Origin of the sequence: Arthrobacter sp. 2MCAF15, assembly GCF_052115605.1 — a bacterium.
Taxonomy (GTDB): domain Bacteria; phylum Actinomycetota; class Actinomycetes; order Actinomycetales; family Micrococcaceae; genus Arthrobacter.
Genome location: NZ_JBFRGZ010000020.1, coordinates 18,960 through 41,558, shown reverse-complemented (window position 1 = coordinate 41,558; position 22,599 = coordinate 18,960). Strand labels below are relative to the sequence as shown.

The 22,599-nt window shown below is 67.2% G+C and carries 26 protein-coding genes; 21 read left to right on the top strand and 5 right to left on the bottom strand.

All coding sequences use genetic code 11. From position 1 onward, the window contains the following. Positions 1 to 135: 135 nt before the first annotated feature. Positions 136 to 438, top strand: coding sequence for a DUF4193 domain-containing protein (locus tag AB4089_RS19330; RefSeq protein ID WP_390205829.1), 303 nt, complete (start codon positions 136 to 138; stop codon positions 436 to 438). Positions 439 to 845: 407 nt separating this feature from the next. Next, a complete protein-coding gene (locus AB4089_RS19325; RefSeq protein WP_441410915.1) occupies positions 846 to 1,355 on the top strand; it encodes an AMIN-like domain-containing (lipo)protein in 510 nt (169 codons plus the stop codon). Between the two features lie 27 nt (positions 1,356 to 1,382). Here the strand turns inward: AB4089_RS19325 and fliW are convergent, their stop codons facing one another. Genes fliW through AB4089_RS19305 form a run of 4 tightly spaced genes read right to left on the bottom strand, consistent with a single transcriptional unit; the run spans position 1,383 to position 4,603 of the window. Next, a complete protein-coding gene (fliW, locus tag AB4089_RS19320) occupies positions 1,383 to 1,787 on the bottom strand; it encodes a flagellar assembly protein FliW (protein ID WP_441410891.1) in 405 nt (134 codons plus the stop codon). Continuing rightward, positions 1,784 to 2,689 (bottom strand): flagellar hook-associated protein FlgL, encoded by a 906-nt coding sequence (gene flgL / locus AB4089_RS19315; protein ID WP_441410890.1) that lies wholly within the window; start codon positions 2,687 to 2,689, stop codon positions 1,784 to 1,786. Before flgL ends, fliW begins: the two co-directional genes overlap by 4 nt. 2 nt (positions 2,690 to 2,691) lie before the next feature. Beyond that, the gene (gene flgK, locus AB4089_RS19310; RefSeq protein WP_441410889.1) at positions 2,692 to 4,110 is read right to left on the bottom strand and encodes a flagellar hook-associated protein FlgK; all 1,419 of its coding nucleotides are present in this window, start codon (positions 4,108 to 4,110) and stop codon (positions 2,692 to 2,694) included. 10 nt (positions 4,111 to 4,120) lie between these two features. Next, positions 4,121 to 4,603 (bottom strand): flagellar protein FlgN, encoded by a 483-nt coding sequence (locus AB4089_RS19305; RefSeq protein WP_441410888.1) that lies wholly within the window; start codon positions 4,601 to 4,603, stop codon positions 4,121 to 4,123. Positions 4,604 to 4,882: 279 nt separating this feature from the next. Between AB4089_RS19305 and AB4089_RS19300 the strand changes: the two genes are divergently transcribed. The 16 genes from AB4089_RS19300 to AB4089_RS19225 all read left to right on the top strand — a co-directional run bounded on the left by AB4089_RS19300 (position 4,883) and on the right by AB4089_RS19225 (position 19,106). Then, entirely contained in the window at positions 4,883 to 6,043 is a 1,161-nt protein-coding gene (locus AB4089_RS19300; protein ID WP_441410887.1) for a flagellin N-terminal helical domain-containing protein, read from the top strand. A gap of 150 nt (positions 6,044 to 6,193) precedes the next feature. Next, complete coding sequence (gene fliD / locus AB4089_RS19295) at positions 6,194 to 7,522, top strand: flagellar filament capping protein FliD (protein ID WP_441410886.1); 1,329 nt, start codon at positions 6,194 to 6,196, stop codon at positions 7,520 to 7,522. Between the two features lie 8 nt (positions 7,523 to 7,530). Further along, the gene (gene fliS / locus AB4089_RS19290) at positions 7,531 to 8,046 is read left to right on the top strand and encodes a flagellar export chaperone FliS (protein ID WP_441410885.1); all 516 of its coding nucleotides are present in this window, start codon (positions 7,531 to 7,533) and stop codon (positions 8,044 to 8,046) included. A gap of 10 nt (positions 8,047 to 8,056) precedes the next feature. Beyond that, a complete protein-coding gene (locus AB4089_RS19285; RefSeq protein ID WP_441410884.1) occupies positions 8,057 to 8,464 on the top strand; it encodes a hypothetical protein in 408 nt (135 codons plus the stop codon). Positions 8,465 to 8,609: 145 nt separating this feature from the next. After that, complete coding sequence (locus AB4089_RS19280) at positions 8,610 to 8,951, top strand: flagellar basal body rod protein FlgB (RefSeq protein WP_441410883.1); 342 nt, start codon at positions 8,610 to 8,612, stop codon at positions 8,949 to 8,951. Next, positions 8,951 to 9,343 (top strand): flagellar basal body rod protein FlgC, encoded by a 393-nt coding sequence (locus AB4089_RS19275; protein WP_441410882.1) that lies wholly within the window; start codon positions 8,951 to 8,953, stop codon positions 9,341 to 9,343. The genes AB4089_RS19280 and AB4089_RS19275 overlap by 1 nt, the downstream gene beginning before the upstream one ends. Beyond that, a complete protein-coding gene (fliE, locus tag AB4089_RS19270; RefSeq protein ID WP_441410881.1) occupies positions 9,343 to 9,648 on the top strand; it encodes a flagellar hook-basal body complex protein FliE in 306 nt (101 codons plus the stop codon). Before AB4089_RS19275 ends, fliE begins: the two co-directional genes overlap by 1 nt. Then, complete coding sequence (gene fliF, locus AB4089_RS19265) at positions 9,648 to 11,258, top strand: flagellar basal-body MS-ring/collar protein FliF (protein ID WP_441410880.1); 1,611 nt, start codon at positions 9,648 to 9,650, stop codon at positions 11,256 to 11,258. The genes fliE and fliF overlap by 1 nt, the downstream gene beginning before the upstream one ends. Continuing rightward, positions 11,255 to 12,271: a flagellar motor switch protein FliG gene (gene fliG / locus AB4089_RS19260; protein WP_441410879.1), complete on the top strand. Its 1,017-nt coding sequence runs from the start codon at positions 11,255 to 11,257 to the stop codon at positions 12,269 to 12,271. The genes fliF and fliG overlap by 4 nt, the downstream gene beginning before the upstream one ends. Then, complete coding sequence (locus AB4089_RS19255) at positions 12,261 to 12,938, top strand: FliH/SctL family protein (protein ID WP_441410878.1); 678 nt, start codon at positions 12,261 to 12,263, stop codon at positions 12,936 to 12,938. Before fliG ends, AB4089_RS19255 begins: the two co-directional genes overlap by 11 nt. Continuing rightward, complete coding sequence (locus AB4089_RS19250; protein ID WP_441410877.1) at positions 12,935 to 14,263, top strand: FliI/YscN family ATPase; 1,329 nt, start codon at positions 12,935 to 12,937, stop codon at positions 14,261 to 14,263. Before AB4089_RS19255 ends, AB4089_RS19250 begins: the two co-directional genes overlap by 4 nt. Further along, the gene (locus tag AB4089_RS19245; protein WP_441410876.1) at positions 14,260 to 14,694 is read left to right on the top strand and encodes a flagellar FliJ family protein; all 435 of its coding nucleotides are present in this window, start codon (positions 14,260 to 14,262) and stop codon (positions 14,692 to 14,694) included. Before AB4089_RS19250 ends, AB4089_RS19245 begins: the two co-directional genes overlap by 4 nt. Beyond that, positions 14,691 to 15,386 carry a C40 family peptidase gene (locus tag AB4089_RS19240; protein ID WP_441410875.1) on the top strand — a complete coding sequence of 232 codons (696 nt, stop codon included), beginning with the start codon at positions 14,691 to 14,693 and terminating at the stop codon, positions 15,384 to 15,386. The genes AB4089_RS19245 and AB4089_RS19240 overlap by 4 nt, the downstream gene beginning before the upstream one ends. Continuing rightward, complete coding sequence (locus AB4089_RS19235; protein ID WP_441410874.1) at positions 15,383 to 17,449, top strand: flagellar hook-length control protein FliK; 2,067 nt, start codon at positions 15,383 to 15,385, stop codon at positions 17,447 to 17,449. Before AB4089_RS19240 ends, AB4089_RS19235 begins: the two co-directional genes overlap by 4 nt. A gap of 18 nt (positions 17,450 to 17,467) precedes the next feature. Beyond that, positions 17,468 to 17,902, top strand: coding sequence for a flagellar hook assembly protein FlgD (locus AB4089_RS19230; protein ID WP_441410873.1), 435 nt, complete (start codon positions 17,468 to 17,470; stop codon positions 17,900 to 17,902). Between the two features lie 31 nt (positions 17,903 to 17,933). Beyond that, positions 17,934 to 19,106 carry a flagellar hook protein FlgE gene (locus tag AB4089_RS19225; protein ID WP_441410872.1) on the top strand — a complete coding sequence of 391 codons (1,173 nt, stop codon included), beginning with the start codon at positions 17,934 to 17,936 and terminating at the stop codon, positions 19,104 to 19,106. A gap of 105 nt (positions 19,107 to 19,211) precedes the next feature. Here the strand turns inward: AB4089_RS19225 and AB4089_RS19220 are convergent, their stop codons facing one another. Next, positions 19,212 to 20,045 carry a cytochrome P450 gene (locus AB4089_RS19220; protein WP_441410871.1) on the bottom strand — a complete coding sequence of 278 codons (834 nt, stop codon included), beginning with the start codon at positions 20,043 to 20,045 and terminating at the stop codon, positions 19,212 to 19,214. A gap of 538 nt (positions 20,046 to 20,583) precedes the next feature. On the opposite strand from AB4089_RS19220, the gene AB4089_RS19215 reads away from it, so the two are divergent. The 3 genes from AB4089_RS19215 to AB4089_RS19205 are packed head-to-tail and all read left to right on the top strand — an operon-like array spanning position 20,584 to position 22,537. Beyond that, positions 20,584 to 20,901 (top strand): flagellar FlbD family protein, encoded by a 318-nt coding sequence (locus AB4089_RS19215; protein ID WP_441410870.1) that lies wholly within the window; start codon positions 20,584 to 20,586, stop codon positions 20,899 to 20,901. A 2-nt stretch (positions 20,902 to 20,903) separates the two neighbouring features. Beyond that, entirely contained in the window at positions 20,904 to 21,716 is an 813-nt protein-coding gene (locus AB4089_RS19210; protein ID WP_441410869.1) for a motility protein A, read from the top strand. Next, positions 21,713 to 22,537, top strand: coding sequence for an OmpA/MotB family protein (locus AB4089_RS19205; RefSeq protein ID WP_441410868.1), 825 nt, complete (start codon positions 21,713 to 21,715; stop codon positions 22,535 to 22,537). Before AB4089_RS19210 ends, AB4089_RS19205 begins: the two co-directional genes overlap by 4 nt. Positions 22,538 to 22,599 lie beyond the last annotated feature (62 nt).

Below are 22,599 nucleotides of genomic sequence, written 5' to 3'. Positions count from 1 at the left end.
CCCGGTTTTCCGCGGCCCGGCAGTCTCATTGTGTCGGATTGGCCACACTATTGCTCAACTCCATGCATAATGTCCTAAACTGCTTCACTGAGGTGCCTGAAATGGCGCTGCGCAGCAACGAAAGTGAACCCCAAAATGGCTACCGATTACGACGCCCCACGCAAGACAGAAGAAGAATCTCCCGCCGAGTCGCTGGAGGCCCTGCAGGCGTCCCGCGGTGGCGGCGCGCAGACTGCTGTGATCGACGTCGATGAGAACGACACCGCTGAAGGCATTGATCTCCCGGGTGCGGATCTGTCCGGCGAAGAGCTGACCGTCATTGTTGTTCCCGAGCAGTCCGATGAATTCACCTGTGCCTCCTGCTTCCTGGTCCGCCACCGGTCCCAGGTTGCCCTTGAAAAGAACGGCATGAAGTACTGCCGCGACTGCGAAGGCTAAGAGCCTTCCAGCCCTAACCGCACGAAGCGCCGGACCCGCCAGGGTGCCGGCGCTTCGTGCGTTCCTGCCAGGTCCGGCACGCCTGTGCCCAGCGAGCGGGCGCGTTATCTGTTCGTAAACGAATCTCGAAGCACCCCTCGGAGACATCCGTCCGTGACCGGCGGCGGGCCGCGCTAACAGTTGGGCGCCGAAATGGTGGGCGGCCTCGCCCGCCGGTTCGGCTCCGCTTACGCTGAAAGCGTCTGACGTTGCCGCCCGTCCAGGCTCCCCGCCCAGACCGCCCGTCAACACAGGGCAGCAAGTTCAATATCGGAGCAGTTCAGTGTCAGGGGGTGGCCGCCTTGAAATCGACCCAGCTGAAGAAGATCCAGCTGAAGCGGATCCACGCATTGCTCGCGGCAGTGCTGATGGCCATCGGCCTGGGGATGCTCGCGCCGGCGCCGGCAGCCGCGGACCCCTACTGCGGACTGGTCTGGGGATCGCTGATGAAAACGGATCCTGCCATGAGCCAGGCCCAGGTGGTGAACGTCCGGAGCGGCCAGCACTACTGCTTCGATCGGCTCGTCATCGACCTGAACGGCCCGGTGGCCGGCTACACCGTCCGCTATGTTCCCCAAGTAGTGCAGGACGGGTCGGGCCTGCCGGTCCCGCTGCGCGGCCAGGCCTTCATCCAGCTCACGGTCAACGCGCCGGCCTATGACAGCAACGGCAACTCCACGTACACCCCTGCGGACAAGAATGAACTTGTGAACGTGAGCGGGTACCAGACGTTTCGGCAGGTGGCGTGGGCGGGCAGTTTCGAGGGTTACAGCAGCCTGGGCCTGGGGGTCCGTGCCCGGTTGCCGTTCCGGGTCCTTACCCTGGCCGGACCGGGCACCGGGTCACGGCTCGTGGTGGATGTGGCGCACTTCTGGTGAACCGGCCGAGTCAGCCAGGCCCGGTGGCTAGAGGGAGTTGAGCTCGGCCCGGAGCGGGTAGTCCCGGCCGTCGAGCACCAGCTGGGTGCAGCGTCCCGTGCCGCGGTTGAGGACGAGCGGGGCCATGAGGTTCACCGTGGTGGAACCGGGGGCGTGGTTGAGGACGATCAGTACCTGGGGGACCTCTGACTCCGGAAGGTCCAGGGCCTCCAGCGCTGCTGCCGGGATGGGCGGGGCGTAGCTGGGGGCAAACACGGCGGCGTCGGCCAGGAACAGCCGCACCGGAGAGGAAGCAGCTTCCAGGGCGTACAGCCCGGGCGCGCCCTCGACGCTGCGCAGGCTGAAGTCGTGCAGATCTTCGAAGCCCGGCATGGGCGCGGTGAACGCGACAGGCAGGTTGGCGACAGGAGTGTCCATGATCGGGGCGCTCACCGCAGGAAGTCCATCAGCGTCGGCTGAAGCACGCGCGCCGTCGCGGCCAGGGCCACCTGGTAGTTGGTCTCCTGAAGCTTCAGGTCCATGATGACGCTGCCAAGATCTGCCTTCTCGATGCCCGTCTTCTGTGCATCCAAGGTGGCCTCCAATTCTGTGTTGACGCTGCTGGCACGTTCCAGCTGGGCCTGGCGTGTTCCGATGTCAGAACGCCCGTTGATGACGTCCTTGACCCCGGACTCGAGCTTGCCGGCCAGTGCCGTCACGTCCGAGTTGCTGCGCAGTCCGTTGACGATTCCGCTGACGGTTTCGAAGATCGACGTGGCGCCGTCACCGAAGATCGCGGCGCCGTCGGCGTCCACCCGGACGGTCTGGTTTTCACTGATGCGGCGCTCCACGGAACTGTTGGCAATCCCGTTGAAAGTCGCAGGCGTGGCCGGCGGGCCGGATGTCCCGGCGGTGAAGGCGTTGGCAGCGTCCGAACTGCCGGCGAAGATGTTGCGGCCCAGGTGCTTTCGGTTGGCGATCGACAGGAGGTCCTTGTTCAGGCTTTCGAGCTCGAGGGCGATCGCGTCCCTGCCCGACTGGTTGAGCGTGCCGTTGCCGGCCTGGACCGTGAGGTCCTGCATTTTGTGGACCACGTTGGTGGCCTGCTCCAGGGCGGAATCCGCGGCGGTGAGCCAGCGGTCGCCGTCGTCGATGTTCCTGCCGTACTGGGCGGCGGCGGCGATCCGGGAGCGGGTCTGGAGGGCCTGGGCCGTGGCCGCGGGGTCGTCCGAGGGCCGGGAGATCTTGTCGAGTGTGCTCGCCTTGTCCTGCAGTTCGGCGAGCTTCGCCTGCTGGGCCTGCAGCGTCCGCTGGGCCGACGTGCTCATGGTCAGGTTTGTTACCCGGTTCAGCATGTCTACCTTCCTACCAGCCCGGTGCGGTTGATCAAAACATCCAGGGCTTCGTCCACGGCCGTCATGACCCGGGCGGCGGCCTGATAGGCGTGCTGGTTGGTGAGCAGGCTGACGTTTTCCTCGTCCAGGCTGACCGAGGCGGAGGACGCGCGGTTGGCCTGGGCGGAGGCCTGCGAGGCGGCGGCCAGGGCATCGTGCTGCTGCGCGCCCCGGGACAGGACACCGATCCCCGTCACGACGCCGGCCCAGAGGCTGTCCGGGGATCCGGGACCCGTGCCGAGCTGGGAAATCTTGTCCGCCACGCTGTTGTCCAGATTCCCCGCCCCGGCGCCGATGCCGATGCCGGCGGCGTCTTTGGGCAGGACAGCGATATCCAGCGCCGCCGGCAGGCCGGAGGCCGGACTGAAGAAGTTGCCGGCCACCGCCCCGGTGGAGGTCTGGGCGCCGTTGTGGAGGGCGTTGACGGCGTCCCTTAGGTTTGAAGCAAACGTGTTGTACGACGCCGCTGCCTCGGCAATCGCGCCGCCGGTGCCTGCGCTGTTGGCAGGCGCCAGGACGGACAGCGCGCCGGCGATTTCGCCGTCCGTGACCGGCACGGCCGCGCCGGGCCGGTCTGCCCATTCGAGCTGGACCGGGGACCCGAGCGAGTCCCCGGACTGCGTGCCGGAGAGGGCCAGGGCCCGGACCGAGGTGCCCATGACGAGGGCGTTGCCGCCGACGTGGATGTCCACGGTGCCATCAGCCTGTTCGCGGACAGTTCCGCCGGTCAGGCGGGAGATCGTCTCCGTGAGCTTGGCCCGAGCGTCGATGAGTTCGTTGGCTGAACCGCCGGCAGCGGTCGTGGAACGAATGGTCGCGTTGAACGCGGCCACCTGCGCTGCCGCAGAGTTGACGGCGTCGACGTTGTCCTGGGCCTGGCCGCGAACGCTGGTCCACTGCGCTGTCAGCGACTGATAGCCGGCGGAGATCTTCGCGGTGAGCTCATTGCCGGCCTGCAGGAGCTGCCCCGCCGGACCGGATTCCCCGGGCTGGTTGGACGCGCCCTGCCAGGCCGACCAGAAGTTGTGCAGCGCGGAGGAAATCCCGTTGTCGCCCGGTTCCTGCAGGATCCCCTCGATTCCCTGCAGCGCGGCGGACCGGACACCGGCGTAACCGGCCCGGGCGCCGGCAGAGCGGACACCCGCGTCCAGGAAGCTGCTGCCGAGACGGGCGATGCCGTCCACCGAGACACCGTTGCCGGACTCCGGGCGGCCCGAGCCGAAGAGGCCCTGGGCCGGGGCGGCGATCGAGGACTGCTGAACGCGCTGCCGCGTGTAGCCCTCGGTAGCGGCGTTGGCAATGTTCTGGCCGGCGACGTTCATGCCCTGCTGGGCAGCCGTCAGCCCCCGGTAGGCGGTATTCAGGGCGCCAAAGGTGCTCATGGTCGCTTCCTTAGAATTGCTTGTCGAAAAGGCGCGAGCCGGCGGTTTCCCCGGTCTTGCCGTGGGCGTCGTACGTGCCGGCGGCGGGCCGAAGGTCGGCCAGGGACTCCTGGGTGGAACGGACCGCGGTGCGCAGGTACTGCTCATTGGAGTCGCGCAGCTCCTTGATGAGGGCCGTCTGGCGGGTCAGCGCGGTCAGGTGCGCGGTCAGGACCTCGGACCAGGCGCCTTCCGGGGCGGCGGCGGCCAGCTCACCGAGGGAAGCATCGGAGGGCAAACCCCACGTTTCGGCGACGACGGCGGCCTCGATGGTGCGCGCCAAGCTCGCCCTGGAGAGGTGCTCGAGGACCTGCTCGACTTCCTTGGTGCCGTGGGCCAGCCAGCGCGATTTGCCTGAGGTGAGCAGCAGTTGCTCTTCCTCCAGCTTGAAAGTGAGAACGTCCAGGAGTTCACGCTCCCGCCACAGCAGGGCTGACAGTTCGTGGATGGCCATAGGTCCGGAGGACTCCCTCTTCGGTGACAGGTGCGGTGGTGCCGGCGCGGCTGATTAATCGTGCGGACGATTCAGCCAACAGCTGGGTTCGTAGAAACTATCGGCAGGGCTGCGGCATGCGTTAGCAGGAGTAGACGGAAGACGCGGAAAGAATCGTCAAAGGGACGATCCAAAGGAATTTAGAAATCCTCCTTACGTGTGAGCTCTAAATGGCGATAACTACTCCTGAAGGCCCACGGATGGGCCATCGCACACTGTCCCAATCATGGAGGAAACATCATGGGAATGCAGATCAACACCAATATGGCTGCGAACAACGCGTACCGCAGCCTCAGCAACACCCAGAACGACCTGTCCAAGTCGCTGGAGAAGCTTTCCAGCGGCCTGCGCATTAACCGCGCCGGTGACGACGCGGCCGGCTTGGCTTTGTCCGAAGGCTTGAAGTCCCAGATCGGTGGCCTTTCGGTTGCCGCCCGCAACGCCCAGGATGGCATCGGACTGGTTCAGACCGCTGAAGGCGGCCTGAACCAGGCTCACTCCATCCTGCAGCGTCTGCGCGACCTGGGTGTCCAGGCAGCCAACGATACGAACAACTCTGACTCGCGCGCGGCTATCACCACTGAGGCCACCAGCTTGGTCAAGGAACTTGACCGAATCGGCCAATCGACCAACTTCAACGGCCGCTCGCTTCTGCAGGGTGGGGCTGCGGTCAACATCCAGGTCGGTGCCAATGCGGGCGACAAGATTGACGTCACTCTCTCCACCGCGAACATAGCGGCCATCGCAGCTGATCTCCAGACCCCGGTTAGCGATGGGGCAGAATTCACTTTTGCTAACTACAGCGGCGGGCAGCCGACCATCGCTGGCGGCGCTTACGCCTTCACATCCACCAAGGGTGGCGTGGATACCACGATGTCGGTGACTGTGACCGCTGGTGGAACGGCGGCCGATCTTGCGGAGAAGCTGAACCGCGACACGGATTTCTCTAGCAAGTTCACGGCTTCTGTGTCTCGAAACGCTGACGGCAGCTCCAAGGGAATTATTGTCAAGGCGAATGACGGCGGCACCATGGGAACTGTCGTACCGAACGCCACGGACTTTGGTGCTGGTGCTGCTGCCACATCATCCGCCCTGACGGGACTGGATTTCTCCAGCGCAACGGGCGCGCAGGATGCGATCAAGGTCCTCGATATCAAGATCACTGCAGTCTCAACCGCTCGTGCAGACCTGGGCGCCACCCAGAACCGCCTCGAGTCGGCTGTGCAGACCATCAACGTGGCCAAGGAAAACCTGACCGCTTCCAACTCCCGTATCCGTGACACGGACATGGCTGAGGAAATGGTCAAGTTCACCCGCAACAACATCCTGTCCCAGGCCGGCACCGCAATGCTGGCCCAGGCCAACCAGTCCAACCAGGGTGTTCTGCAGCTCCTCCGCTAGACCTGATGTGAGAAGGGTCGGCTCAGCGGCTCCTCTGCGCTAGTTCTGAATGAGGACACGGCGTCCGGAGAGATTTCTTCTCTCCGGACGCCGTGCAGTACTACCGGCAGCACCAATTCACGTGATCAATTGTTCTAAGGAGTTGTAGGCGTGGGACTTTCCATCGATGGTCTGTCCAGCGGACTGGACACCACGTCCCTGATCAATTCGCTGATGACGATTGAGGCTGGGCCGCAGACCCTTATCAAGAGCAAAGCGGCGGCTGTCCAAACCCGCATCTCCGCGCTCCAAGGGCTTAATTCCGCAGTCGCAGACCTAGCCACCAAGGCCACGAAACTCTCCGACTCCAAAAGCCTGGACCTCTACTCGGCCAAGAGCGGCGCCTCGAACGTCACAGCTTCTGTCAGCGCCGGGGCGAAGCCCGGGGCCGTTGACTTTACCGTAACCCAACTGGCCCAGTCCCAGGTCTCGGTGAGCAAGAACCTCGCCGCGTGGCCCTACACCACCTTGACCGTCACCGGCCAGGGCGGACAGGCCGTCACTGTCACTCCGCTGACCAGCTCACTCGACGACGTCGTCAGCGCCGTAAACCTTTCCGGCGCCGGCGTTGTGGCGTCCAAGGTTTCCGTGGGCGGTGGCGAATACCGCCTCCAGTTCGCCTCCTTGAAGTCCGGGGACACCGCCGCGTTCAGCATTGCCGATCCTGATGGCACTGCCGTGCTGACCCCCGTGCAGCCGGCCCAGGACGCGAAGATCAAGCTGTGGGCTGGAATACCTGGCGTTGAAGCGACGCTCAGCTCTCCCACTAACACATTCACCGATCTTCTCCCCGGCGTCTCCGCCACGGTGAGCGAGGTCTCGGCCACGCCGGCCCGCATCACCGTCTCCCGCGACAACGCCCAGATCAGCAAGGCCAGCTCGGATCTGATCAGCTCGGTCAACGGCGTCCTGGCCCAGATCGCAACCAAGAGCAACGTGGTCAGCAGCACCGACGCCTCGGGTGCCGCGATCACCTCCGGCGGAATCTTCACCGGTGACAGCACCATCCGCACGGTCAACGCGGCCGTCCTGTCCGCGGCTTCCCAGCCCGTCAACGGCAAATCCCCGTCGGACCTCGGACTCGTCCTGAACAAGACCGGATCCATCGATTTCGACTCCGCCAAGTTCGGCGACGCGATCGCCAAGGACCCCGTGGGAACCATGGCCGCGGTGGCCACGATCGCCGGCCGCGTGGCCGACGCCGCCAAGCAGGCCTCGGACCCCACCACGGGGCTGCTGAGCACCAAAATCAAGGGCCAGCAGTCTGCCGCCAAGGATTACACGGACCAGATCGCCAGCTGGGATGATCGTCTCGCCATCCGCCGTGCCACCCTGCAGCAGACCTACACGGCGCTCGAGGTGTCCCTCAGCGGCATGAAAGCGCAGTCCGCGTGGCTGTCGTCCCAGATCGCAGGCCTCTCAGGAAGTACCTCAAAATAATGACCTCGATGCCCTTTGCTGGCGGCTACGGCCATGCCTCACAGCGGAACCAGTACCTCGCGGACTCGGTTCTTTCGGCCCCGCCCGCGCGCCTGCTGACCATGCTCTATGACCGGCTCCTGCTGGACCTGCGCCGGGCGGAATCGGCCCAGGAAACCGCTAACTGGTCCGTTGCGTCTGAAAACCTGATCCACGCGCAGGCCATCATCACCGAACTGTCGTCTTCCCTGAAGACCGACGCTTGGGCAGGCGCCGACGGGCTCCTGGGGCTCTACAACTACGCCTCCACCGCGCTGGTCAACGCCAACATCCAACGCGATCCCGCCCTCACCGGGGAGGCGATCGACCTCCTCGAGCCCCTGCGCCAAGCCTGGCACGAGGCCGCTGCGGCCGCCCCGTCGCCCGCCGCACCTGCCTCAGCCGGCGCAGCCTCGCCAACGGCAGCGCCTGCGCGCGCCTTTGCAGGCACCGGAGCCTGGAACTCGCCGTCCGGATCAGGTGGCGGGAGCCTCGGTTTTGGCTAACCTTGCCGATATGGAATCCGACGTTGGGGGAGCCGGATCCATCAGCCCCGGATCGCCCCTCCCTGAGACGATTCCGGCCGACACTACCCTGGCCGCTTGGATGGCCGTCCTGGATGTGCTCGAAACGGCCGTCATGTCCGCGGAACGCACGCTGAAGGACCCGCTTGGCCCGCTCGCCGTCCCGGCCGGGTCCGCGGCGGAATCGCGACCGGAAAAACGGTGGTCCCCGCCGTCGTTGCCCGGGCCCCTACCCGCCGCGGCGCGCCGCCGCGCCGTCGCGCTGGCCGCGGCCCAGGAACGCGTTGCCCGCCGGCTCGATGAGGCCCGTTTAGACGTGGCACGCCAGCTCCAGGCGGTCTCCTCGATACCCGGAGTGGGGGAGTCTTCCTCCGCCGTCTACCTCGACGTCAACGGCTGACACCTTCCCGGCTCAAATCTTTGAAAGAACTGTTGTATTTTCTCCTAACGCGGCGCTGAGCAGTGCCGATAACCACTGTAAGAGCACGGATCGCTCGATTACCGGCCACGGATCGGCCACCCCCACCTTTCCCAGGCAGGACTCTGTGCTCGAATCCGTGACTTCCGCCGCCCTGGCCAGCGCCATGGACGGCCTGGCCTTGCGCCAGCGCACCATCGCGAACAACATCGCGAACGTCAACACCCCTAATTACCACGCGAAGCGGGTCAGTTTTGAGGACGCCCTCGCGGCGTCGGTGAAGTCCGGGGACGGCCATGTCCAGGCAACGACGGCGGAATCCCTGGAACCGACCGAGCTGAACGGCAACAACGTCAACCTGGACACCGAGACGCTGTCCAACATCGACACCGTGCTGCGCTTCCAGTTCGCCGCCCGCGCTGTCAATACCGAATTCTCCGCCGTGCGCGCCGCCCTGAGGACCAGCTGATGACCTTCGACGCAATCGGCATTGCCGGGTCCGCCCTCACCGTCCACCGCAAGTGGCTCGATGCTGTCTCGGACAACCTCGCGAACATGAACAACGCCTCCGCCACGTCCGGCCCGGCTTTCCAGGCTCGCTACGTCGAGGCCGCGGAAGGCTCGGAGGGATCCGGCGTATACGTCAAGGGCGCCCTGCGCGGCAGCGCCGAGGGCAGAATCGTCTACCAGCCGGACCACCCGCTGGCGGACGCCAACGGCAACGTGAAATACCCGGACATCGACATGGCCGAACAGATGGGCGCCCTTATCATCGCCCAGCGCGGCTACCAGGCCAACGCCCAGGTTGTGGACCGCGCCCGCGAAACCTACATGGCTGCCCTTGAGATTGGACGCTCCTGATGACTGTTGCCCCCATCGCTCCTGTCCTGGGAGTCCTGCCCACGAGTTACGTCGCAGGAACGGCCCCCGTGGCCGGCACCGACGGTTCCGCCTTCGCCACGTCCCTCACCGGGGCGGTGGACAACCTCCAGCAGCTGCAGTCGACGTCGAACCAGCTGGCCGTCTCCGCCGTCACCGGCAACCTCGATGACATCCACAACGCCACCCTCGCCGCCACCCGGGCCCAGGTCACCCTCGAGCTCATGGCCACCGTGCGCAACAAGGGTGTTGACGCATTCAACGAGATCATGAGGATGCAGGCCTGATGCCTCCGCAGATAAACGCCTTCTTCCAACGCTTCGGCGCCAGCCTGAAGAGCTTCACCGCCGGCCAGCGCACCCTGGCCGTGCTCGGCGCTGCCCTTCTGGTGGTCGGCATTGTGGCGCTGTCCGCGTGGCTCACCCGCCCGGTGCTGACGCCACTGTTTTCCGGACTCCAGACCACCGACGCCAACGGCATCGTCGAACAGCTCCGCAAGGACAACGTTGCGTACGAGCTCAGCGACGGCGGATCCACTATCCTCGTCCCCCAGGACAAGGTCTACGACGAGCGCCTCAAGGCCGCCGCCGCCGGCCTGCCGACCGCCGCGGCCACCGGGTATTCCCTGCTGGACAAGATGGGCGTGACGTCCTCGGAGTTCCAGCAGTCCGTCACCTACAAGCGCGCCCTCGAAGGCGAACTGGCCAGCACGATCTCCGCCATGGACGGCGTGAAGACCGCCGCCGTCCGTCTCGCCATCCCCGAGAAGACCGTGTTTGTGTCCACGGCCCCGGACACCACCGCCTCGGTCTTTGTCGAGACCGACGCCGGCACCACTCTCTCCGGCGACAAAGTGCAGGCGATCGTCCACCTGACCTCCGCCGCGATCGAAAACCTCAAGCCCGCCAATGTCTCCGTGGTCGATTCCCAGGGCAATGTGCTCTCCACAGTCGGCGGCGGCCCGGCCGGTTCCTCGTCCAAGCAGGCCAGCGACTACCAGCAGCGCACCTCCGACGCGGTCAAGGCCGTCCTGGACCGCGTGGTGGGCCCGGGTAACTCCACGGTCGCCGTCGCCGCCGATGTGACCGGTGAATCCGCGCAGCAGAAAAGCGAAACCTTCTCCAACACCGCGGGCGCCCTGCCGCTCAGCGAATCGTCCAAGACCGAGAAATACGCCGGAACCGGGGGAGGCGCCGCGGGCGTCCTGGGCCCGGACAACATCGCCGTTCCCGGCGGCACGGCCGGCAACGGCAACTTCGACTCCTCCACCGAGACCAAGAACAACGCCGTCAACAAGGTCACCGAGGACAGGCTCATCCCGGCCGGCGCCATCAAGCGGCAGACCATCTCCGTGGCCGTCAGCCAGGCCGCGGCCGGTGGCCTGAACCTGGCCTCCCTGAAGAACCTCGTCACCTCCGCGGCAGGGATCGACGCCACGCGCGGCGACGTCGTCACCGTCGAGGTGGTGCCGTTCAGCACCACCGCCGCCGACAACGCGGCCAAAGCGCTTGCCGAGGCGCAGGCCAATGCCGAAGCCGAAAAGCAGGCCGCGTTCTTCGGAACCCTCGTCACCGCCGGCAGCATCCTGCTTGGCCTGCTGATCCTGGCCCTGGTCCTCACGATCATCCTGCGGCGCCGCCAGAAGCGCGAGCCTGTGGACCTGGGCGAACGCCTGGACCTGGAGATCATGCCGGTGGCCCCGCCCGTTGTGGCCCTTCAGCCCGCGCCGGCGACGTCGGCTATCCCCATCACCGCCTTGCCTCCGCTTCCGGGTCCCAGCATGGAACAGCTGGAGTCCGAGCGCCGCCGGTTTGAGATCGACAGCATGGTGGCCGCCAACCCGGAGCGGGCCGCCGATTACCTGCGCGGCCTCATGGATGACAGGCAGCCGGCATGAAACCGGCCGATACGCTCCTCACCGGAACCCAGCGCGCCGCCGTCGTCCTGATGCAGATGAGCCCCGAGAACGCCGCCAAGGTCATGGCCCAGTTCACGGACACCGAGGCGGAGGAGATTGCCGCGGAGATCGTCAAGCTCCGCAAGGTGGACCCGGACGTCGCCGAGCAGATCATGAAGGACTTCCACCAGACTGCGCTGACCAGTCCGCGCCAGGCCCGGGGCGGCCGGGAACTCGCCGAGGGCCTGCTCGAGGCGTCCTTCGGCTCGGAAAGGGCCGCCGGACTCATGAACCGCCTGACGGTCAACATGGCGGGCAAATCCTTCGAGTTCCTCGAAGACATCGAACCGGTGCAGATCCTGGCCCTGATCGACGGCGAACTGCCGCAGACCATTGCCCTGGTTCTCGCCCACCTCAGTCCGCGCAAGGCCTCGGCCGTGATGTCAGGGCTGCCCGGCTCGCTGCGGGCCGACGTTGCCCTCAGCATCGCCACCATGGGATCCGGCGCGCCCGAGGCGATCGGGATTGTCGCCGACACCCTAAAGCTCCGCGGCGGTGCCGCCGTGTCCCAGCAGGCTTCGAAGGTGGTGGGCGGCATCCAGCCGCTGCTGGAGATCATCAACCGGACCGACGCCGGTACGGAACGGTCCGTGCTGGACGGCCTGGACCTGCTCGATCCCGACCTCGCGGTGGAGATCCGGGCCCAGATGGTCACGTTCGAGGACATCGTGAAGCTGGAACGCCGCGACGTCCAGCTGGTGCTCCGCGGACTCGACTCGGCCGTCCTGGCGATCGCCATGAAGGGTGCCTCCGAGCCGGTCCTGGAAACCATTACCACCAACGTTTCCGGGCGCAACCTGGAAATCCTCGAATCCGAGATCGCCGGCCTGGGGCCGCTGCGTGCCTCGCAGATCGAAGAAGCCCGTGCCGCCGTCGTCCGCTCCATCCGCGAGCTCGAGGCCGAAGGCCAGATCACCATCCAGCGCGGGGACGAAGAAGACTATGTCTACTGATAACGGGGCCCCCAGCGCCCCGGCGCGCATCGTCTTTCCCTCGCTGCGGGCCAATGGCCCGGCCTCCGAGCAGGCCGGCTACACCGAGGGCCACGCCGCAGGCTACGCCGCCGGAGTCCGCGCCGCCGCGAAGGAACAGCGCCGCTGGCGGGACCGGATGGCCGCCGAACAGGCCGCCTCCCTGGCCGCCGGACAGCAGGACCTGGACCGCGCCGTGCGCGCCCTCGCCGTCGCCAAGACAGACTTCGCGCACCGCAACGTGCAGGCCCTGCAGGATGCTGAGGAAATCCTGGCGCGTACGGCGCTGGAACTCGCCGAGGCCATCCTCGGCTACGAACTGGCCGAAGGCACCCGGACCGCCCGCGCCGCCCTGACCCGGGCCCTGTCCGGGAACGACGCCGCCACCGTTCTAGCGATCCGGCTGCACCCGGCGGACATCGACGTCTTGAGCCGTGAGGGCCAGGACCTGCCCGCCGGACTGCCCCTCATTGCGGACCCTTCCCTGGGCCGCGGCGACGCGAAAGTCGAATACCAGCAGGGCTGGTTCGATGCCAGCCTGCGCACGGCCCTGGGCCGTGCCCGCACGGCCCTGCTCGGCGACGCGGACCTGCCCGGCGTTGACGCTGCCGGCAAAGACCCTGCCGGCGCCTACCGGGGGCAGGAATGATCGCCGAGTGGCGCCCGAAGGGTGCCGACTACGCCGCCGCGCTGGCCGCTGCCGCCCCGCAAAGGGTGGGTGTTGTCACGTCCGTCATTGGTCTCGGCATGGAAGTGTCGGGACTGGACTGCGCGCTGGGCGACCTCGTCACGGTGGGGCAGAACCCCGGCCTTGACGCCGAAGTCGTCGCGGCCCTGGAAGGCTCCGTGCGCTGCATGCCGTTGGGCCGGCTTGCCGGCGTCGCGGCCGGCGACCCCGTCCGCGCCAAGGGCGGCGCGGTGCTGGTTCCCACCGGCCGGGGACTGTTCGGACGGGTCCTTGACGGCCTTGGGCGCCCGATCGACGGAAAGGGCCCGCTGCTCAGCGGACCGCGCGTGCCGATCGACAACGAGGCACCCAACGCCATGAAACGCGCCCGCATCGACACCGCGCTGCAGACCGGCGTGCGCGTCCTGGACACCATGACGACCTTCGGCAAGGGACAGCGCATGGGCTTGTTTGCCGGCTCCGGCGTCGGCAAGTCCTCCCTGCTCTCGATGATCGCCCGCGGTACCGACGCCGAAGTCTCGGTAATTGCCCTGGTCGGCGAACGCGGCCGCGAAGTCCGCGAGTTCCTCGAGGACGACCTCGGGACCGCCGGCCTGGCACGTTCCGTTGTAGTGGTCGCGACCTCCGACGAACCCGCACTCATGCGCATGCGCGCGGCCTTCACTGCCACCCGGATCGCCGAGTCCTTTCGCGACCAGGGCCAGGACGTCGTATTGATGATGGACTCCCTGACCCGTGTGGCCATGGCCCAGCGTGAAATTGGCCTCTCGGCCGGCGAGCCCCCTGCCACCCGAGGCTACCCGCCGTCGACCTTTTCGATCCTGGCGCGGCTGCTGGAGCGAGCGGGCACGGCCGAAACCGGTTCCGTTACCGGCATCTACACGGTGCTGGTGGACGGTGACGACCACAACGAACCCATCGCCGACGCGGCCCGTTCCATCCTGGACGGCCACGTGGTCCTGGACCGCAAGCTGGCCGTCACCGGGCACTTCCCCTCCGTGGACGTGCTCGGATCCGTGTCCCGGGTGGCCAGCAAGGTCAATTCCCGGCCGCACCTGGAGGCGGCGGCAACGCTCCGCCGGGTCCTCGCGGCCCGCAAGGCGGCGCAGGACCTGATCGACGTCGGCGCGTACCAGGCCGGGACCAACCCCCTGGTGGACGCCGCGCTGAACCACGAGCACGACGTCAGCGGTTTCCTCCAGCAGCCGATGGACGAATCCACGGCCCACCCCGAGTCCTGGCAGCGGCTCGGCCACCTCACCTCGATCCTGGGAGCAGCAGCATGAACCGCGAATTCTCTCTGGCCGGCCTCCTGCGCCTCCGCCAGCTCCAGCAGGACCAGGCGGCCACTGGCCTGGCGCGCGCCCGTTCACGCTCCAGCTCCGTCCGGGTCCGCGAAGCCGCCGCCCGCCGCGAACTGGCCGCCACGGATGACCCCATCTCCAGCTCGGCCTCCTTGCGCGCCGTGGCCGCCGCCCGGTCGTCCTCGCACAGCATGCTCGCTGATCTGCAAAACCTCTCGCACCTGGCCGAGGCCGATGAAGCCAACGCCCGCGCCGAGTTCATCGCTGCCCGCACGCGGTCCGTGGGCCTGGAGAAACTGCAGGCCCGCCACGACGCCGAGGTCCACTCCGCGGACTTGCGCGCCGAACAGTCGGCCCTCGACGAGATCGCCTCGACCCTCTGGCACCGTGACGAGCAGCAGGTGAAGCCATGAGCATGACCGAGGCGATCAGCCGCATGCAGGGCATCCAATCGATGATCGCGGAACTGAGCCGGCCCGCGGCCACGGAGACAGCCGCCGCCAAGACTGCTGCGGCCACCTCGCTTGCGACCGCTACGGGCACGGGCGACTCCGGCACATTCACGCAGGCGCTGGCCGCGGCATTGGGCGGGAGCGGAGTAACGGATGGTTCCTCCCTCACCGACAGCCTTGGGCTCGGCAGCACCCTGGGACTGGGCAGCACGACTGCGGCCGGGACAGCAGCGCTCACGGGAGCTCAGCCGGCGGGATCCGTCCACACCGGCGGTGCCGCGACCGGCAACGACGTGGTGGCTGTGGCCAAGAAGTACATCGGGGTTCCCTATGTGTGGGGCGGAACCAACCCGGCCACGGGCATGGACTGCTCCGGCTTCACCCAGCGCGTGTTCAAGGACCTCGGCGTGGAGATTCCCCGCGTGGTAAGCGACCAGATGCGCCAGGGCACACCCGTGGCTTCCCTCGCCGAGGCGAAGCCCGGCGATCTCCTGGTGAGCTTCGGCGGCAACCACATTTCGATCTACCTGGGCAACGGCAAGGCGATCGACGCACCCGTGCCCGGCAAGACCATCCAGATCCGTGATGCCTGGGAGCAGCAGTCCAACCTGACCTCCATCCGGCGCATCGTTCCTGCCGGGAGTGCATCGTGAAGGCCGCGGCATCGGCGGATCTGGCGGCTGCCCTGGCCACGCCGGTCCGGACCACCCGCCTGGGCACGGATCCCCGGTCCGCCAACGCAAACCCGGGGACCGCGTCCTTCGACTCGGTCCTGAACGACGTCCAGGGCGCGGCAGGCAACGCCCCCGCTGCCGGCCCCTTCGGCGAGGCTGCCGCTTCGGCAACTGACGGCGGGGGAACGGATCTGTCGGTGTCCGACGGCGACCTCTCCGGTGCCGCGCCGGGCGGCGACGCCGCCACTGGTGGCGCGGCCAATAGTGCCGTGACGGCCGACGGCGGAGCCGGGTCTGCCCCGCAGGCCGAGGCCGGCTCGCCCGCCGGTGAGGCTCTCACGCAGCTCACCCAGTCCACCCAGCTCGCGCAGTTTGCCCCGGCGCAGATTCCAGCCGTGCAGTTCGCAGCCGCGCAGGCCGCTGCTCCGACGTCGGGCCGCCTCGAAGGATCCCGCGCCCCGGCACTGGCCTCCGCTTCACCCACGGCTGCGCCGGCAGGTGTGTCACCCGCCCCGGACCGGCCGGAGCGGGTATCAGGGTCCACTACCGCTGGGCCTGTTGTGGGAATGCTTGCGACGGCTGCCGGGCAGGCTCCGACTCCTGCAGGCACCCAATTGGCCGCAGCAACCAACGGGCTAACTGGCACCGCGGCCGCGGCAACCCCTGCGGGGCCCACTTTCGCTGCCGGTTCCCGCGCGGCCGCGCCGGCCGCTGCCGCTGCACAGCCGGCGGGCCCACGCCCGTTCGCCGATGCCGTCCCGGCTGCGGCCGCGACACTCTCCACGCCGGCCGACGGCCGGCTCTCCGGTGCACAGGTTTCTGCCCCGGCCGCTTTGCCTTTCGGCGCGCCGGTCCCGGTGCCTGGAACCCTGTCCGGCGCTGCCGCCGCCGCGCCACCGGCCGTGCCGGCCGCTGGCGGGGTGGCGACGACTTCCGTGTCCGGGTCCGCACCTGACGTCGGCGCGTCGGCAGGGCTTGGCACTGACGCCGTCCCCGCACAGTCCGTCCCCGCACAGTCCGTCCCGGGACGTGCCTCTGTGCTCGGAGGGGTGCCCCTGACGGCCACGGCTTCCACGACGGCGACCGTGGGCACACAGGCGGACACTACCGCCGGCGCTCCGTCAGTACCCGGACAAGTTGCCCCCGCGCAGTTCATGCCCGTACCCGCCGTCCAGGCCGGCGCCATGGATTCCGCCGCGACCGCCACCGGAACCGCAACTGCAACTGCCGCTACGACCGCAACAGCAGCCGTCGCAGCGGGCCCCGATGCCCCCAGAGCACCCGTTCCCGCCGCGGTAACCAGCGCCGGGGAGGCACCATCCGGCCCGGATAACGGTGCCCCGGCAGGCACTGTCGCCGTGCCGCCGTCGGCCGGCACCACCGCTTCCCAATCCGGGCACCAAACGGTACCCCCGGCTGTGCCCCAAATGACCGTGCCCCAAATGACCTTGCCCCAAGCAACCGTGTTCCAAACAACCGTGCCCCAAACAACCGCCCAGGCGGCGTTCCCGGCGGCTGCACAACCGGCTCCGCAGGCCGCGGCCCTCCAGCCCCAGCTGGCCAAACCGCTCTTCACCCTCGTGGGAGCGGCCCACGGCCAGCACATCATGACCCTGAAGGTCAGCCCGGAAGATCTCGGCCCGCTGACGGTCCGGGCGCATATTGACGGCGCGGGCGTCCGGATTGAGCTCTTCGCCCCGGGCGAGGCAGGACGTGAAGCGGTCCGCGGGATCCTGCCCGAACTCCGCAAGGAACTGCACAACGCCGGCTTCGGGGCCAGCCTTGACCTGTCCGATCACGGCGGACCCGGGGGCTCCTCCCCAAACGGAGGGAACAACGGCGCCGGCCAGGACCGGGCCGGCCCCGGAGGCCAGTTCGCCGCCGGCCGGGAGCCCGGCGGAAGCGGCTCCGGTCCGGGCGGACGCAACGGACCGGCCGAGCCGCGCCCCGGACGCCGCTGGGACGCCCTGGCTGATGACCAGGCCGTGCGCACCGCCAGGATCTTGAACGGACCCCAGACCACCCTCGACATTCTTGTCTGACACGAAGGAACGCGACTTATGACGATTCAGCCGATCGCATCCCAGCCGGTAACGGCGGCGGGGGAGGCCTCCCAGGCTTCTGCCGTCCGGACTCCCTCGCAGACCATGGATGCCAATGTGTTCATGTCCCTGCTCGTGACGCAGCTCAAGAACCAGAACCCGAGCGCGCCCATGGACACCAACCAGATGATGAGCCAGACCCTCCAGCTCTCCATGATGGAAAAAATGACTGAACTGACCACCAACAGCAAGGAGGGCTTCTCCCTCCAGATGCGGACGGCGGCGGCCCAGCTGATCGGCCACTCGGTCGGCTACACGCTCGCGGACGGCACCACCGGAACCGGCATCGCCAGCTCCGTGACGTATGCGGGCTCGGTCCCGTCCGTCACGGTTGGCGATCATTCCGTTCCCCTCGACTCCATCACCGGGCTCACTGCTCCGGCCGCTTCCTAACCAGCTCTTCACCCGTAGAAAGGCAGTTCCCATGCTCCGCTCGCTGTACTCCGGAATCTCCGGCCTCCGTGCCCACCAGACCATGCTCGACGTCACCGGCAACAACATCGCCAACGTCAACACCGCCGGCTTCAAGGCCTCTTCCACCCAGTTCCAGGACACTCTGTCCCAGCTCCAGGCAGGTGCCGCGGGTCCGCAGGCCGAATCCGGCGGCACCAACCCCGCCCAGGTCGGCCTCGGCGTCCGGGTTGCCGGCGTCACCACCAACTTCAGCCAGGGCTCCTCGCAGAGCACCGGCCGCGCCACGGACATGATGATCTCCGGCGACGGTTTCTTCGTGACCAGCAAGGGCGGCCAGCAGCTCTTCACCCGCGCCGGCTCCTTCAGCCCCGATTCGGCCAACCAGCTGGTCAGCCCCGACGGCGGCATCCTCCAGGGCTGGACCGCCGCCAACGGCGTCATCAACGCCGGCGGTCCGGTCGGCGACATCACGCTGAACCCCAACACCATGGTGGCGGCCGCCACCAAGACGGTGACGCTGGACGGCAACCTGCCAAGCGATGCCCTCGTGACAGACGCACCACTGGACCGCGTCGTCAAGGTCTACGATGGTGCCGGCGTCGAGCGCAGCTTGACTGTGACCTTCGCCAAGAGCGTTACCGGCTGGGATGTCACTGCCAAGGATGGGGCAACGACGTCGACCATTAAGCTCGCGCAGCAGCCTAACGGCCAGCTCACCCCCAACGGATCCCTCACGGTATCCGGGATTACCGTAGACCTCTCCAAGGTCTCCGGCTACGCCACCATGAGCTCGCTGGCCGTCAGCGGCCAGGACGGCGCGCCCGTTGGCAAGCTCGAGTCCTACACGCTCGGAAACGACGGTTCACTGGTCGGATCCTTCAGCAACGGCATCAAGCAGGTCCTGGCCAAAATCGCCCTCGCCAAGTTCACCAACCCCGGCGGGCTGGAGAAGGCCGGCGGCTCCTCCTACGTGGCCACCGGCAACTCCGGCGGCGTGCAGCTGGGTGCCGCGGGCGACCCAGGCATCGGCACCCTGACCGGCGGAACCCTGGAAATGTCCAACGTGGACCTGTCCCAGGAATTCACCAACCTGATCGTTGCGCAGCGCGGCTTCCAGGCCAACGCCCGCATCATCACCACCTCGGACGAGGTCCTGCAGGAACTGACCCAGCTCAAGCGCTAACTCCTCCGCGTTGCCCTGTCACTTACGGCTGTCATCCGGACCCGGTGGCAGCCACAACTGATAGGGCAACGGGAGCGGCGAGGGCAACGGGAGCGGCGCTCGCGGTCAGGCAGCCCGCCAGGTCACGGGGAGCTGTTTCACCCCGAAGACGATCGTGCTCTCCATCCGCTCCAGCGCCGCTCCGGGTTCTACGGCCAGTCCCGGCAACCGGGAGAGCACAGCCTGGAGCGCGATCTTGGCCTCGAGCCGGGCCAGGGGAGCGCCGAGGCAGAAGTGGATGCCCTGCCCGAAGGCCAGGTGACGGTTTGGCGAGCGTTCGACGTCGAACACGTCAGGGTGCGGGAACTGCTCTGCGTCCCGGTTCGCAGAACCGATCCAGGCCACGATCGGCGACCCTGCGGGGACCGGCCGGCCGTGCAGCGTCGTGTCCACCGTCGAGATTCGGTACATGGACTGGACGGGGGAGCGGTAGCGCAGCACTTCTTCGATCGCATGCGGCAGCAGGTCCGGCTCGGCGAGCAGTCGTTCTGCCGTGCCCGGCGCCTCGGTGAAACACAGCACCGCGTTGCCGATCAGGTTGGTGGTGGTCTCGTTGCCGGCAACGAGGAGGAGGCTGCAGAATCCGAGCAGCTCCATCACGGTGAGTTTCTGCCCGTCTATCTCGGCCCCGAGCAGCGCGCTGATGAGGTCGTTGCCCGGCTGGCGCCGCCGCTGTTCGATCATGGCCATGAAGTACTCCGCCATTTCCCGGTTGGCGGCCGCATGGCTGGATCCGTTGGCGCCCTCGCGGGTCTGGCTGACAATCACGTCAGACCACTGCTTGAACCGGTTCCGGTCCGAGGCCGGGATGCCCATCAGTTCCGCGATCACGATGACCGGCAGCGGGTAGGCCAGCTGGTCGATCAGGTCCGTGGTGCCGGCGGCAATGACCGGGTCCAACAAATTCGCTGGTGAGCTCCGAGATGCGCGGTGCGAGCGCTTCCACCGACCGGGGCGTGAACGCCTGCGACACCAAGGAACGCAATTGGCGGTGCCGGGGAGGGTCCGTGTTGACCAGGCTGGCAGCAAACATCTGGCCCGAGGGGTCATCTCCGCCGAACCGGGAGGAAAACGTGGCGTGCTCGGACAAGACCCGCTGCACGTCGTCGTAGCGGAACACGTGCCAGACGCCGGTTTCCTGGTCCTGGAAAACCGGTTCACTCTCACGCATGGCTTCATAGCGGGGAAACGGGTTCAACGGCTGCTCGAGAGCCGGAAATGGCACCATGGCTGGCCTTCCTTCCGGGGCGGCCCGGGTGGCCCCGTCAGCTCCCACCTTAATACCGTGCGGAGGCCTTGGCACGGGAAATCTTGGCACGCCCGCCACCCCGTGGATCCGGACTGTGCAAGGGGCCTGTTCGCGGCGCCTAACGAAGGGGCCGGGGCTGCCGACAGTACGGAGGAGAATACCCTTCCCCTCACAGAGCAGAATCGGCCCATGATCGTCGTTACACGCCTCAACGGAACGCGCTTCGCGGTCAATCCGGACCTCATTGAGCGCATCCACGAGAGCCCGGATACGCATTTGGTGACGCTGGACGGCGCCGCGTACGTGGTGCTGGAAAGCCTCGCTGAAGTTGTCGAGCTCATTGCCGACTACCGGGCCTACGTCCTGAGCAAGGCAAGGGACTTTCCGGCCATCACCGGGTATCCGCTCAGCCTGGTCCGGACCGACTCGTCGGACGACTCGCCCGACGACGACACAGACGACACCGACGGCGCCGGCCCCACGGTGCCCCTGCAACCCAGAAAGTAACGATGGATCCCGCAACAGTCATTGGACTGCTCCTCGCCTTTGGCTCCGTTATCGCCATGGTGTCGCTTGAAGGCGCCAGCCTGTCGGCCTTGCTCCTCCCCGCCCCCATGATCCTGGTCTTTGGTGCCACGCTTGCCGTCGGGATCGCCGGGAACACCCTCAAAGACGTCCTCCAGGCCTTCAAGGCCCTCCCCAAGATGTTCCTCGGCAAGACCGCCAAGCCGCAGGAAAGCATTGACCAGATGGTCCGCTTCGCCGAAAAGGCCCGCAGCGAGGGCCTGTTGTCCCTGGAAGAGGAAGCGGCCAGCGTCAAGGATCCCTTCCTGGCCCGTGCCCTGCAGAACATCGCCGACGGCACCGACGCCGAGGACCTCCGGATGCTGATGGAGGACGAGATCGACTCGAAGTCCCGCAGCGACCACGCAAACTCCAAATTCTTTGCGAGCCTGGGCGGCTACGCACCCACCGTGGGCATCATCGGCACCGTCGTGTCCCTGACCCACGTCCTGGAAAACCTCTCCACGCCGGACCACCTCGGCCCCATGATCGCCGCGGCCTTCGTCGCCACCCTGTGGGGCCTGCTCTCCGCCAACTTCATCTGGCTTCCGTTCAGCGCCCGGATGGCCCGGCTCTCCGAGCTGGACATCGAACGGATGACGCTGCTGATGGAAGGCATGCTGTCCGTCCAGTCCGGCGCCCAGCCGCTGCTGCTCGCCGAACGGCTCCGGGCCATGGTCCCCGAGCACCAGCTCAAGAGCTCCGGCGGCAAGAAGGCCGGCGCGGACAAGGCCGACAGGATGGACGAGGCCGCGTGAGCCCACGACGGCGCGGGCGGAAGAAGCCGGAAGAGCACCATGTCGACGAACGCTGGATGGCGTCCTACATGGACATGGTCACCGTGCTGATGTGCATGTTCATCGTCCTCTTCGCGATGTCCACGGTGGACGCCAACAAGTTTGAAAAGCTCCGCAACTCCCTGGCCACAGGATTCGGCGCGGTCGCGTCCGAGACCGTGGATACGGCGTCGGGCACGGTGGTGCCGCCCGAACTCGTGGACCAGAACCTTGAGGCGTTCGCCGCCGTCAAGGGCGCCGTCACGGCCTCCCCCGAGAACATGGCTGAAGCGATCAAGGAAGTAGACCGGCTCAAGGAGCTGCAGAAGAAAATGCAGGCCGGCCTGGCGGCGGCCGGGCTGAGCGAAAACGTCGAGTTCCAGATCGACCAGCGGGGCCTGACGGTCAAACTGGTCGGATCTCAGGCATTCTTCGAACCTGACCGGCCCGAACTCACCTCCCGGGCCGCCCGGGTGCTGCAGGTCATCTCCCCGGTCCTGAAACCGGCCGGCATGGAAATCATGGTCGAGGGCCACGCCGCGAACGGCATCACGGCCTACCCCTCCACCTGGGAACTGTCCTCCGCGCGCGCCGTCAACGTCCTGCGGTACATGGTGGACAACGGCGGCATTGGCCCCGGCACCATTGGCGCCGTCGCGTTCGGATCGGCCCGCCAGGTCAACGACGACTCCACCCCTGCGCTCATGGAGCGGAACCGCCGGGTGGACATCGTGGTCCTTTCCGACAAGCCCGACGTCGTCCGGGCGCTGATTCCAGAGGCACTGAAGCTGAGCAAGAAATAAGCAGTTGGTTGCTTCCAGCGTTTTGCCCCCGGCGGATCGCTTACGCCGCGCATTACCTTGCC

Coding starts and splice junctions, on each gene's coding strand:
- AB4089_RS19210 (WP_441410869.1), top strand. CDS start 20,904: ATGGATCCCGCAACAGTCATTGGACTGCTCCTCGCCTTTGGCTCCGTT.
- AB4089_RS19330 (WP_390205829.1), top strand. CDS start 136: ATGGCTACCGATTACGACGCCCCACGCAAGACAGAAGAAGAATCTCCC.
- flgL (WP_441410890.1), bottom strand. CDS start 2,689: ATGCTGAACCGGGTAACAAACCTGACCATGAGCACGTCGGCCCAGCGG.
- AB4089_RS19300 (WP_441410887.1), top strand. CDS start 4,883: ATGGGAATGCAGATCAACACCAATATGGCTGCGAACAACGCGTACCGC.
- fliG (WP_441410879.1), top strand. CDS start 11,255: ATGAAACCGGCCGATACGCTCCTCACCGGAACCCAGCGCGCCGCCGTC.
- fliS (WP_441410885.1), top strand. CDS start 7,531: ATGCCCTTTGCTGGCGGCTACGGCCATGCCTCACAGCGGAACCAGTAC.
- AB4089_RS19225 (WP_441410872.1), top strand. CDS start 17,934: ATGCTCCGCTCGCTGTACTCCGGAATCTCCGGCCTCCGTGCCCACCAG.
- AB4089_RS19255 (WP_441410878.1), top strand. CDS start 12,261: ATGTCTACTGATAACGGGGCCCCCAGCGCCCCGGCGCGCATCGTCTTT.
- AB4089_RS19215 (WP_441410870.1), top strand. CDS start 20,584: ATGATCGTCGTTACACGCCTCAACGGAACGCGCTTCGCGGTCAATCCG.
- AB4089_RS19325 (WP_441410915.1), top strand. CDS start 846: ATGGCCATCGGCCTGGGGATGCTCGCGCCGGCGCCGGCAGCCGCGGAC.
- flgK (WP_441410889.1), bottom strand. CDS start 4,110: ATGAGCACCTTTGGCGCCCTGAATACCGCCTACCGGGGGCTGACGGCT.
- AB4089_RS19275 (WP_441410882.1), top strand. CDS start 8,951: ATGACCTTCGACGCAATCGGCATTGCCGGGTCCGCCCTCACCGTCCAC.
- AB4089_RS19240 (WP_441410875.1), top strand. CDS start 14,691: ATGAGCATGACCGAGGCGATCAGCCGCATGCAGGGCATCCAATCGATG.
- AB4089_RS19285 (WP_441410884.1), top strand. CDS start 8,057: ATGGAATCCGACGTTGGGGGAGCCGGATCCATCAGCCCCGGATCGCCC.
- AB4089_RS19250 (WP_441410877.1), top strand. CDS start 12,935: ATGATCGCCGAGTGGCGCCCGAAGGGTGCCGACTACGCCGCCGCGCTG.
- AB4089_RS19245 (WP_441410876.1), top strand. CDS start 14,260: ATGAACCGCGAATTCTCTCTGGCCGGCCTCCTGCGCCTCCGCCAGCTC.
- AB4089_RS19230 (WP_441410873.1), top strand. CDS start 17,468: ATGACGATTCAGCCGATCGCATCCCAGCCGGTAACGGCGGCGGGGGAG.
- fliE (WP_441410881.1), top strand. CDS start 9,343: ATGACTGTTGCCCCCATCGCTCCTGTCCTGGGAGTCCTGCCCACGAGT.
- AB4089_RS19305 (WP_441410888.1), bottom strand. CDS start 4,603: ATGGCCATCCACGAACTGTCAGCCCTGCTGTGGCGGGAGCGTGAACTC.
- fliF (WP_441410880.1), top strand. CDS start 9,648: ATGCCTCCGCAGATAAACGCCTTCTTCCAACGCTTCGGCGCCAGCCTG.